Source organism: Paraburkholderia acidicola (assembly GCF_002362315.1).
In the GTDB taxonomy this organism is placed as follows: Bacteria; Pseudomonadota; Gammaproteobacteria; order Burkholderiales; family Burkholderiaceae; genus Paraburkholderia; species Paraburkholderia acidicola.
The window spans coordinates 267,007-282,217 of record NZ_MTZV01000002.1 but is presented as its reverse complement, the minus strand read 5'-3'; the positions used below and the strand labels follow the sequence as shown (position 1 = coordinate 282,217).

Here is a 15,211-nt window from a genome sequence, read left to right as displayed (position 1 = left end):
AATGTCCTGAATGTCTGGGTTGCGCCAGGGCGCGCGAGCGGTGATAGCGCAGCAGCGTAGGGTGGCGCGTGCGTTAGATAACGGCGCCGTCGAGTTCGCCGATCATCTTCTGCATTTCGGCGCCGCCGGCCATCATGTCGAGCACTTCGTCCTTGCTGATGGTTTCCTTCGTATAGGTGCCAAGCGACTTGCCGCGATTGAGCAGCGTGAACGAATCGCCGATCGGATACGCGTGGTGCACGTTGTGCGTGATGAAGATCACCGAGATGCCTTTGGCACGCGCGGTGTGAATCAGCTTCAGCACATTGAAGCTTTGCTTCACACCGAGTGCGGCAGTCGGTTCATCGAGAATCAGCACGCGTGCGCCGAAGTGGATGGCCCGCGCGATCGCGAGACACTGCCGTTCGCCGCCCGACATCGTGCCGATCGGCTGATGCGGGTCGCGCACATGAATGCCCATTTCCGCGAGTTTTTCGCGTGCGGTGGTGGCGCTGGTCTGCAGATCCATCACGTTCAGAAAACCGAACATTTTCTTCTGCGGCTCGCGGCCCATGAAGAAGTTGCGTGCCACCGACAGCAGCGGTACGAGCGCGAGATCCTGATAGACGGTGGCGATGCCGAGATCGAGTGCGTCTTTGGGCGACTCGAAGTGCACGGGCTTGCCGTCCACGAGATACTGACCTGAAGACGGTTGATGCACACCGGCGAGCGTCTTGATCAGCGTCGATTTACCGGCGCCGTTGTCGCCGAGCAGGCAGTGCACTTCGCCGCGTTTCAGGCGCAGCGTGATGCCGGACAGCGCGATGACCTTGCCGAAGAACTTGCTGACGTTTTCGAGCGCGAGAATCGTGTCACCCGTATCAATCACAGGACTTGCAGGCGCGTTATTGCCGGGGAGGGTATCGGACATGTTGTTCTCCTCGTGACGGTTACGATTGTGCGACGCGGCGGCGCACGTAGTGATTGAACAGCACGGCGATCAGCAGCATCACGCCGAGGAACACACGGAACCAGTCGGAACTCACATTGGTATAGGTGATACCGATCTGCACGACACCGAAGATCAGCGCGCCGAAGCAGGCACCGATCACCGAGCCGTAGCCGCCGGTCAACAGCGTGCCGCCGATCACCGCAGCGATGATTGCCTCGAATTCCTTTTGCAAGCCGCGATCCGCGGCGGCTGAACCGATGTCGCACACCTGCAGCACGGCGAACAGGCACGAGCAGAACGCGGTCAGTACGAACAGCGAGATCTTGACGCGCCGTACCGGCACACCGACGTTCTTCGCCGCATTCGCATCGCCGCCAACCGCGAGAATCCAGTTGCCGTAACGGGTTTTGGCGAGCACGAACGCGCAGATCGCGGCGAGCGCGAACCACCACAAAATCACCTTCGGAATGCCGGGCACGAGCGGCTGGCCGTTGTCGAGCATCTGACCGATGCCCATGTGTGCGAGCGCGGTGAACAGGCCCGTGAACGCGACGCCGTGAAACAGCGTATTGGCGATCCAGTCCTGCTTCGCGAGATCGCCGACACCGGAGATGATCGTGCGATCGGCGACCATGATCGACAGTGCGAGCGTCAGACCGCGCAGGATGAACAGAAACGCGAGCGTGACGATGAACGAGGGAAGCCGCGTGCGCATCACGAGATAGCCGTTCAGCGCGCCGAGCAGCATCGAGCCGGCGAAGGCGAAGAGGATCGACAGCGAGAGCGGCCAGTGGAAGTAGACCGACGGAATCGCGACCATCATACCGGCGAAGCCGATCATCGAACCGATCGACAGATCGAACTCGCCGGCAATCATCAACAGGCACGCACCGACCGCGAGTACGCCGAGGTACGCGGACACCTGCGACCAGTTCATCACACCGTCGAGATTGAACATGCCCGAGCCGCCAGCCGCAAACGCGAACACGGCGAACACGAGCACGGCACCCGAAATAGCAGCGAATTCCGGGCGGTTCAGCAGATGACCGAACCACGATTCCTTGCGAACGCGCTCGTCGGTGCCGGCCGGCGCGGGCTGCCCCGACGATGCCGCGTCGACGTTCTTGGTCGCGTGCGAAGGAAAGTGTTTACCGGCTACGCCCATGATGTCTCCTTGATGCCGGTCCACCGACGACGCGACGTGCGCGCCGGCAGACCGGTGAAATACGGGGAAAACCGCGGCGCCTCGTAGTTCGCGCCCTGTGCGTGGCGGTAAGCGCACCGGAGTGGCTGGTGCCCGATGTACCGCTGTCTACGTGTGGCGCCGCGTGCGACTGACGGCCGGCGTGTCAGGCCGACCGGGTGACCCTCAGCGGTACTGGCCCGCGTACTTGATGACCTTGTCGAGATTGTCCTTCGTGATGAAACCCGGGCCCGAGCGGATGTTCTTCGGTCCGTACGACGGTTGCAGCCCATACGCTTCGAGCCGCGCCTTGAACTTCGGATTGGCCTGCAGGATCTGGCGGATCTTCGCCGGGTCGGTGGTGTGCTGCTGCTTCACGATCGCCAGCACGGCCACCGGGATATAGCCCTGCAGGTATGGCTGCTGGTCGATCGCGAACTGGATCGTGCCGGCCTGGATCGCCTTCGCGATGTCGTCGGAGAAGTCGAACGTGCAGAAGTAGATCTTGCCCGCGAGGCCCATCTGTTGCACGGCCTTCAGCGTCGCCGCGGCGGGTACCGGGCCGAGCGTCAGGATCGCGCCGGTGTTCGGATGATTGCGCAGATACGCGCTGACCTTCGACTGGATTTCGGTCGGGTCCTGGCCCGAATCGATCGTCGAGGTCTTGTAGTCGACGCCGATTGCTTCGGCGAAACCGCGGCAGCGATCGAACGACACCGTGTTGGTGGCCAGGTGATTCACGCACAGGAACGACTTCACACCAGCTGCTTTCGCTTTCTCGCCAGCCGCGTGACCTGCTACGTATTCGGGTTGACCGACGTGCATGATCGCGCCGAGTTGCGCGCTTTGTTCTTCAGTGCCGGAGTTGATCGTGACGAGCGGGATCTTTTTCTCGGTCACTTTCGTGATCGAGCTTTTCAGCACGTCGAAGTCGGCGATGGTGACGATGACGCCGTCGTAGTTGCGCGCGGCGGCCTGTTCGACGAGGCGCGCCATGTCGGCGATGTCGCCGTTAGGCGGGTTGCGGTAGTCGGTCTGGACGTTGAAGTCCTCGTCGGCCTGCTTGATTGCGTTCTTGATCGTGTTCCACCACGAATCGGAGTCCGGTGCGTGGCTGATCAGGACGAAGTGCGCGTCTGCTGCCTGGGCTACCGATGCTGCCGATGGTGCTCCGAACCCCGCCGCGAGCGTAAGCGCGGCCACCAGAATTCTGAGCGAAGCCTTGCCATTGCCAAGTCTCATGTCTCCACCTTTTGTCGGTCTGTCGTTTTTGAAGGAGCGTGACGTCGTGCGTCGCAACGCATGCCGCGTCGCTGCTCAAAACCAAGATTAGGCGATCTTTCGCGAGCGTGCAACGAAAATTTCATTACAAATAAAAATGGAAAATCCGTTCCATTTATGCGGAGCGCTGCCTATAATCGGCAGCGTCGACAGGCTGTTCGGCGGCATGTGAAACAGCGGTTTTGCAGCGCAAAAAATATCTGAGGGAGCACCATGGCGGACGACAGCACCGAAGAGTTGCCGAGCGTCGAAGAATTGATGCAGCGCATCGCGGAAAACTACGAAGACCTGCCGCGGCAGTTGAAGAGCGTGGCGACGTATATCGAGCAGCATCGCGCGAGTGTGATGGTCGATCGCACGAGCGATATCGCCGCGAGTTGCGGTGTGCATCCGTCGGCGGTGGTGCGTTTCGCGCAGCGCTTCGGTTTCTCGGGCTTCTCCGATCTGCAGGCGGTGTTCAGACAGGCCTACACGGGGCAGGGCGCGTCGTCGCCGAGTTACCAGCAGCGCATTCGTAAGTTGATTGACGAGAAGCCAGGCGGGCGGCTGTCAGGCGGTGCGGTGGCACGCGAATTCGTTGCTGCGTGTCGCGGCGGTCTCGATGAGCTGGAAGCGGGTCTCGACGACGCGCAGATCGATGCGGCGGTGAAGATGCTGCAGCACGCGGACAACATCTACGTGATCGGCGTGCGGCGCTCGTTTCCGGTTGCGAGCTACATCGTCTACGCGTTGCAGCACACACCGAAGCGCGTGCATCTCGTGTCGGGTTTTGGCGGTATGTATCGCGAACAGATTCGCAGCGTGAAGAAGGGCGACGTGGTCGTTGCGATCAGTTTCGCGCCGTATGGAAAGGAAACGCAGTATTGCCTGCGCGTCGCGCATCACCACCAGGCGAAGACGCTCGTGATCACCGACAGCCAGCTGTCGCCGCTCGCGCGCTACGCCACGACGCAACTGTATGTGAAGGAGGGGAGCGCATTCGCGTTCCGCTCGCTCACGAGCACGATCTGCCTGTGCCAGGCGCTCTTCATTGCGCTCGCGTACAAGCTCGAACTGAACGTAGAAGAATCGAAAGACACTGGAGGATACGATGACTGACACAGCAGGCCGCAAGCCGATCGATGTCGCGGTGTTCGGCGCCGGCCGGATCGGCCGCATTCACGCGGCGAATCTCGCGCGCCAGCCGGGCGTGCGGCTTAAATATGTCGTGGACGTGAACCGGGAAGCTGCGGCCGCGCTCGCGGCACAGCACGGCGCACAGGTGGCCGACATTGACGGCGCAATGGGCGATGCATCGGTTGGCGCGACGGTGATCTGTTCGAGCACCGACACGCATGCAGAACTGATCCTGCAATCGGCGGCGCAGAAGAAGCACGTGTTCTGCGAGAAACCGGTCGACCTCACGCTCGAACGTGCGCGTGCCTGCGCGGATGCGGTAGCGCGCGCGGGCGTGGTCTGCATGATCGGGTTTCAGCGGCGCTTCGATCCGACCTTTTCGGCACTGAAGGCGCGCATCGATGCGGGCGAGATCGGTACGCCGGAAATGCTCGTCGTGACGAGCCGCGATCCCGGTGCGCCGCCGGTCGATTACATCCGCCACTCGGGCGGTATCTTCAAGGACATGCTGATTCACGACTTCGACATCTTCCGCTGGATTCTCGATGACGAAGCCGACACGTTGCATGCAACCGGTAGCGTGCTGACTGACCCGGCGATCGAGGCGGCCGGCGATATCGATTGCACCGCGGTGACGATTCGCACGAAGCGCGGGCGGCTGTGCCAGATCAATACCACGCGACGCGCGGCGTACGGCTACGATCAGCGCTTCGAAGTGCTCGGAAGTGAAGGGATGCTGCAGGCGGGTAACGTGCGGCCGACCGAAGTGGTCGCGTATTCGAAGACCGAAGTATCGAGCGACGTGCCGGAAGCGTTCTTCCTCGAACGCTATCGTGCGGCGTACGCGCTGGAAATTGCGCATTTCTTTGAAGCCGTCACACAGGGGAAGCCGGTGCGCACGACCGTCGCCGACGGTGTGAAAGCGCTCGAACTCGCCGAGGCGGCGACGCGGTCGTGGCGCGAAGGCCGCGCGGTGAAACTCGATGAGGCGGCGCGATGACTGTAGCGAACGGGGTGGGGCAGGAAGCTGGCGGTAAGAGCAGGCAGAACGTGCGCGTCGGGGTGGTGGGACTCGGGCGCCTGGGGCGACGGCATGCGCAGAATCTCGCGTATCGCGTGCCGGGCGCGGCGCTCGTCGCGGCATGCAGTCCGCTCGACGAAGAACGTGCATGGGCGCGCGATACGTTGCCTGATCTGCGGCTGTACGACGATTACGCGGCGCTGCTGGCCGACTCGACGGTCGACGCGGTGTGGCTCGTCACACCGTCGGCGTTGCACGCGCAACAGATCGTCGACGCGTTACACGCGGGCAAGCACGTGTTCTGCGAGAAACCGCTTTCGCTCGATGTCGCCGAATGCGAACGTGTGCTGGCGGAAGCGGCGCGCTATCCGCATCTGCAGGCGACGATCGGTTTCATGCGGCGCTTCGATCCGAGCTACCGCGATGCGTTCGACAAGGTGCGCGATGGGGCGATCGGCCGGCCGTTTCTGGTGCGCTCGCAGACTTGCGACTGGAACGATCCGGATGGTTTTTTTGTGCGCTTTGCGCCGACGTCGGGCGGTATTTTTCTCGACTGTACGGTGCACGACATCGATGTGGCGCGCTGGCTGCTCGGCAAGCCGCGAGCGAAACGCGTATTTGCAAGCGGCACGGTGGCGCTGCATGAAGGCCTGCGCGAATTCGGCGATGTCGACAATGGCGTCGCGATCTGCGAATTCGAAGACGGGCGGCTCGCGGTGTTCTACGCGTCGCGCACGATGGCCCATGGCAACGACTCGGGCAGCGAAGTGATCGGCACGGCGGGCGCGCTGTCGATCGGTCGCAATCCGCGTTTGAACCGCGTCGAGATTCTGGATGCGCACGGGGTGCGTAACGAATGCACGCCGACGTTCTTCGAGCGCTTCGAAGACGCGTTTCTCGCCGAGGCGCAGGCATTCGTCGCCGCAGTGCGAGGCGGCGCGCAAACCGGCGCGAGCCTCGCGGATGCGCTGGAAGCGACGCGCATCGGCAGTGCGCTGCGGGCGTCGCTGGCAAGTGGAGAAGCGGTGACGCTGTGAGCGCAGGGCGGCTGCGGTAGAATTTGAGCCTCTTTACGGCGCCGTTGCCGCTGCTGTTGCCGCACCACCAGAAAGGTTTCCCTCGATGCAGATTCAGATTCACAAGGAAGTCGATGCACGCGGGCTGAACTGCCCGCTACCCATCCTGCGCGCGAAGAAAGCGCTTGCCGACATGGAAAGCGGTCAGATTCTCAAGGTGCTGGCCACCGACCCCGGTTCGCAGCGCGACTTCGCCGCGTTCGCGAAGCAGACCGGCAATGAGATCGTCGAAGTCTCGACGCAGGACAAGGTGTTTGTTTTTCTGATGAAGCGACGGTAGGTCCTGCCTGCGCTTAACGAGCCTGCTGTCATGCAGGCACCGGGTGGCGCCGCGTCATCCTCACAAACGCCGACAGCACCCTCGAACAGGTTAGCGTCTCTTTCCACAGACGCTCTTTTAATCGCGACGTCGGCACCCATTGCCACGGCAGAATAATCTCCACCGCACCCCATGCCGGTCGCCAGCGCGTCGAAACGCCGCGGCGGCGAAACAGGCTCACGGTCGGAATGTCGAGATTCGATGCCAGGTGCCCAATGCCTGAATCGTTGCCGATGAAGTATCCGGATTCGTACACCCACGCAGCCAGCGTACCGAGATCGGCGAAAACCGGCGCGGGCACGTCGGACATATCGATGTCTTGCCAGCGTGCGCGCTCGTGTTCGGCGATCACGAAGTGGGGCTCATAACCTTTGCGTCGCAACCGCTGCGCCAGTTTCACGAATTGCGCGGCGGGCCAGCGCTTGTCGTCGGTGCTGGCTTCAGGGTGAATGACGACACGGTTGGCGTGCCGCCGGTGCAGCAGATCGGCGGGCGCCACGACACCATTGGCCAGATTCACGTCGGCGAGATCCAGTTCCCCGCGGCAAAAGTCGGCGAAGCGCTCCGCCATGCACCCGGGGTGCTCGCCGAACTCGACGTCGTGCAGCGTCCGCACGCGCGGATGCGCGTCCAGCAGGCGGACGAGCGGCTGGTTCCACTGCATTTGCAGCACGGTGTCGTAAGCGGCGAAGGTGTGTGCGCTGTTCTCTTCGGCGGGCAGGCGATGCACGACGACACCCGGAAACCAGTGTCGAAGCGCGTACGCCGGGTTACCGTAGACCGTGATGTCGATACCGTTCTTCAGCAGATTGCTCACGATGATCATCGAGATCAGCGAATCGCCGATTGCGTTCGACATCGAAAACGCAACCCGGCCGAGATTGCTTTTGTGGAGGCGAGGTTCAGTGCTCGGGTGTTGCCGGTCCTGCATGCGCGCTTCGAGGCGCGCGTTCATACCGTTTCCCGCACAAACGCCGGTGTTGTGACAGCCGGAGCCGCTTGCGTCGAGACCTGAGCGGTAGCGTGCCGCAGCCGCGCGAACGCGCGCTCGACGCGGCCCACTGTCAGCGCGTATTTCCAGAAACGCTCCTTGAGGCGGGCGCCGGGGATAAACGAGCTACCGATCAGTATCTGTCCGCCGCCCCAGCCCGGACGCCAGGTCCGCGCAATACCGCGCCGCATGAAGAGCGAGAGCGTCGGGATATCGAGGTTCGACGCGAGATGCCCGATGCCTGAATCGTTGCCGATGAACCAGCCGCTCTCGTAGACCGAGGCCGCGACGTCTTCGAGCGTGTCGAATGCGGGGACATTCAGTCCTTCGCGCACGACGTCGAGCCATCCGGCGCGCTCTTCAGGCGCAAGCACGAAGTACGGATCGAAGCCATTGCGGCGTAGCCGTCGTGCGAGATTGACATAGCGCGATTTGAGCCAGCATTTGTCCGCAGTGCTCGCAGTGGGATGAATGATCACGCGGCTGGTGTGTTTGCGATGCTGAAGGTCTGCCGGAGCAGTCAGGCCATTGATGTTCTGCGTGACCGGGAGGTTGAGCTCATTGCGGCAGAAATCGAATAACCGGCGCGCCATGGGTTCCTGCGAGCCGCTTCTGCAAAGGTGATCGAGCAAGACGACGCGAGGATGGGTGCCGGTCAGATCGAGCGTGGGGTGCAGGGCGAGGACCAGCGAAAAATCGGCGAGTGCTGTTTGCGCCGTTGCGGGTTCCAGCGGAGGTCGGACTTCGACACCCGGGAACCACTTGCGCAAGGCATGGATGTGACGGCCGAATACCGTGACCGTTGCGCCGTTCAGTTGCAGGTTGTGCGCAACCGTCATGAGCAACAATGAGTCGCCTATTGCTTTCGATGAAATTACAGCAACACGCCCCGTTATCGGCGAGTGATGACCCATGATTGCCCCGTCGGCCCTTTCGAATTGGTGCCTGGTCAATGTAGACGACGACACGCGTTTCGTCGTTTGGCGGCAAGTATAAGATGCCGTAAGGATTTTGTCCTTCTCGCCATAGTTACAGGTATTGCCCCTTAAAGCGTGGGGTTTGCGTTGCAATTCCTCTTGAGATTGATTGAAAAAACGCCGTCTGGCTGGATAAGGATCAGGAGGTGACAACCCGCTGTTGCCGTCCGCGGGCATGACTCCACGCCGCAAGCCCGGCAAACAGCAGCCCGGCGACCGATACGCCAACCCATCCGAAGGCCGGCCAGACCGCGGCTCCCACGCCCGACCCCACGGCGCCGCCGATGAAATAACACACCATGTAAACAGTATTGACGCGGCTTCGCGCTTCCGGCTTCAGTGCGTAGATGCGCGACTGGTTGGAAATCTGCGCGCCCTGCACACCGACGTCGAGCACGATCACACCGATCACGAGACCCACGAGGCTCGCCCCTGACAGCCCAAATATAACGAACGACACGGCAACCAATGCAATCGACAGCGAAATGATTGCGCGCGGCCCGCGCCGGTCGGCAAACTTGCCGGCATATGGCGCAGCCAGCGCACCCGCTGCGCCGACGATGCCGAATAGTCCCGCCGCCTGCGGCCCGAGATGAAACGGCGCGCCAGCCAGCAGCAGCGCCAGCACGCTCCAGAAAATGCTGAACGCCGCGAACAGCGCCGCGCCGGTCAGCGACGATTCGCGCAGGCCGCGTAGTTCAACGGTCAGATGCCAGAGCGACGCTAGAAGCTTTCCGTAAGGTAGCGATGAAGTCGGCTGGCTGCGCGGCAAGCGCAGGATGATCAGTACCGACAGCGCGAGCAGCGCCACCACCGATACCCCGAACACCGCACGCCAGCCGAAATATTCGGCGACGAAACCGGCCGCGGTCCGCGCCAGCAGAATGCCGAGCAGCAGACCGCTCATCACGGTGCCGACCGCGTGACCGCGCTGCGAAGTGGGCGCGAGTTCGGCGGCGAACGGCACGGCCTGCTGGGCGATCGTTGCGAGCACACCGATCGCGAGACTGGCGGCGATCAGCACCTGTAGCGTCGGCGCCGTCGCAGCGACGATCAGCGCGACGCAGATCGCGGCTATCTGCAGCAGAATCAGACGGCGCCGGTCGAAGCGGTCGCCGAGCGGCGCGAGCAGCAGCATGCCGGCCGCGTAACCGAGCTGCGTGACAGCCGGTACCGCACCGACCCACGACGCGCTATGCGGAAACGACTGACGGAAATTGTCGAGTAGCGGCTGGTTGTAATAGATGTTCGCCACCGAGACACCGGCGATCGTTGCAAGCAGAAACAGCAAGCCGGCGAGCGATCGCTCGGGCACGGCTTGAGAAGTGGGGGCAGGCGTAGACATGAGCGGGACGGCTGACAGTAGGCCGGCGCACGGGCCGGCAGAAGGCTTCAAGCGTGCCGATCATACCGGAGCCCCCACGATCGTGCTGGCGGCCCGACAGGCCGCCATACGACGTGCCGCACACGCTCAATCGCTCAATCGATCAGTGCGCCCGCGGGCTCGTAGAACGGGTAGGGGCCCTCTGCTTCTTCGACGTAGGCATGGTGCGTGACGATACCGGTCGCTGCATCGTAGCGGTGCAGCGCGAATGCGGGCGGCTCCATCGTGAACGCTGATGGTGCGTTGTCACGCAGATCGAGCGCGACCTGGTGCGCGGGCGAGGGAATTGCCGACGCGATCGTACCGCCGAAGCGCGCGAACATCGGCCGGTGCACGTGGCCGCACAGCACGCGCTCGACATTCGGATGTTGTGCGATGAGGGCCGCGAGTCGCTGGGACGACGGCGCATCGAGCCGGATGGCATCCATGTGGCCGATGCCCGCGTCGAATGGCGGGTGATGCAACGCGACGACGACGGGTTTGCCACGCGCGTCATCGAGTTGCGACGCGAGCCATGTGAGGCGCGTATCGCACAGCGTGCCGCCGCTCTGGCCGGGCACCAGCGAATCGAGTGCGATGAGCCGTAACGGACCGATGTCGACGGCGTATTGCACGAATTCGCCGCCTGTCGACAGTTCTGGGCGCTCGCTGAAGACTTCGCGCAACGGGCCGCGTGCATCGTGATTGCCGACCAGCAGGTAGTACGGAATGTCGAGCGTGGCGAGCAGGGTTTTCAGATGCACGTACTGATCCACGGTGCCCTGGTCGACCAGATCGCCGGTCATGACAATGGCGTCGGGGCGCGGGTCGAGCGCATTCAGTTTCGCGATGCAACGCACGAGGTGCGCCGCGGTGTCGACGCGCCGGTACGCGAGCGCGCCGGGGCGTTTGATGTGCAGATCGCTGATCTGGGCTAGCAGCATGAGGATTCCTTGAGCATGAATGCGTGAGTGCGCGTGTCTGCGATGAGCGCGCCGTGCCTGTCACGATAGCGCAATCAGCCCGTCCTGCGCGATCGAGATGCCGACCGGCGTGCCGCGCGCCAGTTCGACGCGACCGGCGACATCGATGACGAGTGCGTCGGGGGCAGCGCCCGCGATCGTCAGGCGGGTGCGTTCGCCGAGAAACGCGGCGGTCTCTATGGTGCCGCGCAGATGGGCTTGTGCGGGGTCGGCGAGGTAGGCGTCTTCGGGGCGGAAGAAGAGTTCGCGTGGTGCTGATGTGTCTGCGTGTGTCTGTGCATGTGCGGCGGGTAGTGGCACAGCGCCGCCGGTAGTGGTCAGTTGTCCGCCGCGCGTTTCGCCCGCGAGGCGATTGATCGTGCCAATGAACTGCGCAACCGTACGGTTCGCGGGCCGGTAGTAGATGTCGCGCGGTGTGCCGATCTGTTCGATACGGCCAGCGCTCATCACGACGATGCGGTCGCCGAGTTCCATTGCTTCGGCTTGATCGTGTGTGACGTATACCGTCGTGATGCCGAGGCCACGCAGCAGTGTGTTCATTTCGCTGCGTAACGTGTCGCGCAGACGCGCATCGAGGGCTGTTAGCGGTTCGTCGAGCAGCAGTACGCGGGGTTGCAATGCAAGCGCACGAGCCAGGGCCACACGCTGGCGCTGGCCGCCGGAAAGTTGATCGATCGGTTTATCGGCGTGCGCGGTGAGCCGCATCATCGCGAGCAATTCATCTACGCGGCTACGTGCTGCAGTCTTCTCCACGCGCTTGATTCGCAGACCGTAGCCGATATTTCCGCGCACCGTCAGATTCGGAAACAGCGCGTAGCTCTGAAACACCATGCCGACTTCGCGACGTTCGATCGGCAGGGCGGTCACGTCTTCGTCGCCGAAGGCAACACGGCCACCAGCGTCAGGCGTTTCGAGCCCGGCGATCATCCGCAGTGTCGTGGTCTTGCCGCAACCGGATGGTCCGAGCAGCACCAGCGTTTCGCCGGCGGCGATATGCAGGTCGAGCGGCTCGAGCACGCGGGTACCGCGGAACGTTTTCGCGCATTGCGTGAGCGTGACCGGAACGGAGGCGAGTTTCATGGCGATTCGTCGGAAAGCGAAGAGGGATTCGGCAGATTGGCAACGCGGGCGCGGCGCGACTTTGTCGTGTTGCGCTGGCCGGTGGCGTCGACACCGAACCATTGCATGGCGACGAGCAGCGGCATCGTCATGATGAAGAACAGGATCGTGTACGCGCTGCCGATCTCGATGCGCAGCGAGGCGTACGTATCGGCCAGCCCGACCGGCAGCGTTTTCGTGTCGGGTGTGTGCAGCATCCACGTGAGGTTGAATTCGCCGATCGACAGCGTAAGGACCGCAAGCGCACCCGCGACGATGCCAGGCCGCGCATTGGGCAGCACGATGGTGATGAAACGCTGCACGAAGGTTGCGCCGAGGCTCGCGGCGCCTTCTTCGAGCGTACGCAGATCGGCGCTTGCACAGATTGCGGCGACTGCGCGCACCATGAACGGCAGCGTGAACACGACGTGCCCAACGACGATGAACAGCACGCTCATCCGGAACGCGGTGAAGCCGCCATACACGACGAGCAGCGCGAGAGCGGAGGCGAGGCCGGGCAGTGCGATCGGCAGCACGAGAAGTTCCTCGATGAAACGCGCCGCGCGCGTTTTGCTGCGCGCGAGCGCGTATCCCGCCGGCACGCCGGTGATCAACGTGACCGCGAGTGTCAGCGCCGCGACTTCCAGCGACAGCAACACCGAGCCGTTGTACTGCGCCCATACCTCGGCGAGCCAGCGCAGCGTCAGGCCACTCGATACGCCCTTGAAGTAGTTGACGGTGAGCCCAGCGACGATCGACATCACGACCGGCACGATCAGGAACGCGCACAGCAGCAGCGTAATGAACCATTGTCCGGTGGCGAGCAGTGCACGCGACGACAGGCGCGGAAGCGGTCGCGGTTGCCGTTGGGCGGTGTTGGGCGGGGCGGTGTCGGTGAGCGGGTTCATGCGAATTCATGCGGATAAGCGGATCAGAATCGAGAGGGGCGTGGTTCAGGCAGTAGCGGCAACTGCGGAACCAGTCGCGTTGCGCGCGAGCGCCAGTACGAGCCAGGTCACGATGCCGAGCACGATCGACAGACCGGCGGCCGTCACCATGTTCGCGTTCAGCGTGAACTCGGTGTAGATGGTCATCGGCAGGACGGAGATATCGGTGGCGAGTGTGAATGCCGTGCCGAATGCACCCATCGACGTTGCGAAGCACACGGCGCCCGCCGCGATCAACCCAGGCGACAACGCAGGCAGCACGATGTCGCGCATGATCTGCCACGGCGACGCACCGAGCGACCGCGCGGCTTCTTCAAGCGACGCATCGAGTTTCGTCGCCGAGGCCATCACCGTGACGATCACACGTGGAATCGAAAAGTACAGATACCCGACGAAGAGCCCCGCCATCGAATACGCGAACACCCAGCGGTCACCGGTCAGCTTCAGCGACAACGCACCGATCAACCCCTGGCGGCCGGCGAGCATGATCACCATGAACCCGACGACGACACCCGGAAACGCGAGCGGAAAAGTCAGCAGCGCAAGCAACATGCGCTTGCCGGGAAACTCGCGCCGCGCGAGGAGCAACCCGGAAATGACCGACAGCACGAGCGTGGCCGCGGTAACTGCCGCTGACAGCAACATCGTCGCACCCAGACTTTCCATGTAGCGCGAGTTGGTCAGCAACGCGCGATACGTCGCGAACGCGTGACCGTCGGCGCTGACCTGAACGAGCGTGCCCATCGGTAGCAGCCAGAACGCGCAGAACACGGCGAGCGCTGGCGCGAGCAACGCGATGCGCCAGCGCAGCGGGAACGTGACGTCGTTCAATGCATCAACTGCAGATACTGCTCGCCGAAGCTTTGCTGCTTGCCAGCCATCTTTGCGAAATCGACGGTGTGCGCGCGTGCATAGTCGCTGGCCGGGAGAAATTTCGACGCAGCATCGGCGCTCATCGCACTTGCGCGAACCGGACGCAGCCAGGCGTTAGCCCACAGCGTCTGGCCTTCGTCGGACAGTACAAAATCGAGCACCTTCTTGCCGTTCGCTTCATGCGGCGCGCCCTTGACGAGGCTCATCACGTACGGCACCGAGATCGTGCCTTCCTTCGGGATCACGAACTCGACGTTCGCCTGGTCCTTGTATTTCGCGCGATACGCATCGAAGTCATAGTCGAGCAGGATTGGAATCTCACCGGACAGCACGCGTGCGTAAGCGGTCTGCTTCGGCACGATCGGTGCGTTGGCCTTGAGCTTGCTGAACCAGTCGAGTGCCGGTTTGAAATTGTCGAAGCTACCACCGAGCGCTTCGTTGACCGCGACCGCCCCTGCATAACCGACAAACGCACTCGACGGATCGAGGTAACCGATCATGCCTTTGTATTCGGGCTTCAGCAGATCGGCCCACGAACGCGGCACCGGCTTGCCTTCGAGTGCATCCTTGTTGACGAAGAAACCGAGCGTGCCCGAGTGGATCGCAAACCAGTAGCCTTGCGGGTCCTTCAGGTTGGCGGGAATGTCGTTCCAGTGCGCGGGCTTGTACGGCTGGATCACGCCTTTATCTTTTGCCTGGAATGCCGACGACACACCCAGATAGACGACATCGGCTACGGGGCTTTTCTGCTCCGCCATCAGTTGCGCAATCGACTGCCCCGAGTTCTTGTTGTCAAACGGCACGCGGATACCGGTCTTTTGCTGGATCGCCTTGATCTGGCTCGCCCAGTCGGCCCATTCCGGCGGACAGTTGTAGCAGATCGCGGTTTCGTCGGCATAGGCGAACTGCGGGGCCGCGACGCTGGCGAGCAGGGTGGTGCTGAGCACGGCAAGCGAGGTCGCGACGGGTGCGACACGGACCGCAGCGGCGAGCCGCGCGATGCCTGCCGCAGATGCGGATAACACCGTGCGTGCGAGACGCAGCAGTGGGGC

Annotated in this window: 15 protein-coding genes; 4 read left to right on the top strand and 11 right to left on the bottom strand. The window is 62.9% G+C overall.

Translation table 11 applies throughout. The annotated features are described in order from the left end of the window. Positions 1-73 precede the first annotated feature (73 nt). The 3 genes from BWP39_RS03340 to BWP39_RS03330 form a co-directional block, all read right to left on the bottom strand. Positions 74-910, bottom strand: a complete 837-nt coding sequence (locus BWP39_RS03340) for an ATP-binding cassette domain-containing protein (RefSeq protein WP_207556574.1) — start codon at positions 908-910, stop codon at positions 74-76. A 19-nt stretch (positions 911-929) separates the two neighbouring features. Next, positions 930-2,096: an ABC transporter permease gene (locus tag BWP39_RS03335; RefSeq protein ID WP_096716944.1), complete on the bottom strand. Its 1,167-nt coding sequence runs from the start codon at positions 2,094-2,096 to the stop codon at positions 930-932. Between the two features lie 204 nt (positions 2,097-2,300). After that, positions 2,301-3,356, bottom strand: coding sequence for a sugar ABC transporter substrate-binding protein (locus BWP39_RS03330; RefSeq protein ID WP_096716943.1), 1,056 nt, complete (start codon positions 3,354-3,356; stop codon positions 2,301-2,303). Positions 3,357-3,608: 252 nt separating this feature from the next. On the opposite strand from BWP39_RS03330, the gene BWP39_RS03325 reads away from it, so the two are divergent. The 4 genes from BWP39_RS03325 to BWP39_RS03310 all read left to right on the top strand — a co-directional run bounded on the left by BWP39_RS03325 (position 3,609) and on the right by BWP39_RS03310 (position 6,888). After that, the gene (locus tag BWP39_RS03325; RefSeq protein ID WP_096716942.1) at positions 3,609-4,493 is read left to right on the top strand and encodes a MurR/RpiR family transcriptional regulator; all 885 of its coding nucleotides are present in this window, start codon (positions 3,609-3,611) and stop codon (positions 4,491-4,493) included. Beyond that, positions 4,486-5,511 carry an inositol 2-dehydrogenase gene (iolG, locus tag BWP39_RS03320; RefSeq protein WP_096716941.1) on the top strand — a complete coding sequence of 342 codons (1,026 nt, stop codon included), beginning with the start codon at positions 4,486-4,488 and terminating at the stop codon, positions 5,509-5,511. Before BWP39_RS03325 ends, iolG begins: the two co-directional genes overlap by 8 nt. Further along, the gene (locus BWP39_RS03315; protein WP_096716940.1) at positions 5,508-6,569 is read left to right on the top strand and encodes a Gfo/Idh/MocA family oxidoreductase; all 1,062 of its coding nucleotides are present in this window, start codon (positions 5,508-5,510) and stop codon (positions 6,567-6,569) included. The genes iolG and BWP39_RS03315 overlap by 4 nt, the downstream gene beginning before the upstream one ends. Positions 6,570-6,660: 91 nt before the next feature. Further along, positions 6,661-6,888, top strand: coding sequence for a sulfurtransferase TusA family protein (locus tag BWP39_RS03310; RefSeq protein WP_091014813.1), 228 nt, complete (start codon positions 6,661-6,663; stop codon positions 6,886-6,888). A gap of 28 nt (positions 6,889-6,916) precedes the next feature. On the opposite strand, the gene BWP39_RS03305 is transcribed toward BWP39_RS03310, so the two are convergent. From BWP39_RS03305 to BWP39_RS03270, 8 genes are all read right to left on the bottom strand, one after another. Continuing rightward, positions 6,917-7,882: a glycosyltransferase family 9 protein gene (locus BWP39_RS03305; RefSeq protein ID WP_207556572.1), complete on the bottom strand. Its 966-nt coding sequence runs from the start codon at positions 7,880-7,882 to the stop codon at positions 6,917-6,919. After that, positions 7,879-8,757 carry a glycosyltransferase family 9 protein gene (locus tag BWP39_RS03300; RefSeq protein ID WP_207556571.1) on the bottom strand — a complete coding sequence of 293 codons (879 nt, stop codon included), beginning with the start codon at positions 8,755-8,757 and terminating at the stop codon, positions 7,879-7,881. Before BWP39_RS03300 ends, BWP39_RS03305 begins: the two co-directional genes overlap by 4 nt. Positions 8,758-9,034: 277 nt before the next feature. Next, a complete protein-coding gene (locus BWP39_RS03295; RefSeq protein ID WP_096716938.1) occupies positions 9,035-10,240 on the bottom strand; it encodes an MFS transporter in 1,206 nt (401 codons plus the stop codon). Positions 10,241-10,374: 134 nt separating this feature from the next. Further along, positions 10,375-11,202 (bottom strand): phosphodiesterase, encoded by an 828-nt coding sequence (locus BWP39_RS03290; protein WP_096716937.1) that lies wholly within the window; start codon positions 11,200-11,202, stop codon positions 10,375-10,377. Between the two features lie 60 nt (positions 11,203-11,262). Then, entirely contained in the window at positions 11,263-12,321 is a 1,059-nt protein-coding gene (locus tag BWP39_RS32605) for an ABC transporter ATP-binding protein (RefSeq protein WP_096716936.1), read from the bottom strand. Beyond that, complete coding sequence (locus tag BWP39_RS03280; RefSeq protein ID WP_096716935.1) at positions 12,318-13,247, bottom strand: ABC transporter permease; 930 nt, start codon at positions 13,245-13,247, stop codon at positions 12,318-12,320. Before BWP39_RS03280 ends, BWP39_RS32605 begins: the two co-directional genes overlap by 4 nt. Before the next feature lie 45 nt (positions 13,248-13,292). Continuing rightward, on the bottom strand, positions 13,293-14,117 hold the full coding sequence (locus BWP39_RS03275; protein WP_096716934.1) for an ABC transporter permease: 825 nt from the start codon (positions 14,115-14,117) through the stop codon (positions 13,293-13,295). Continuing rightward, a complete protein-coding gene (locus BWP39_RS03270) occupies positions 14,114-15,202 on the bottom strand; it encodes an ABC transporter substrate-binding protein (RefSeq protein WP_407944774.1) in 1,089 nt (362 codons plus the stop codon). The genes BWP39_RS03275 and BWP39_RS03270 overlap by 4 nt, the downstream gene beginning before the upstream one ends. Positions 15,203-15,211: the final 9 nt, after the last annotated feature.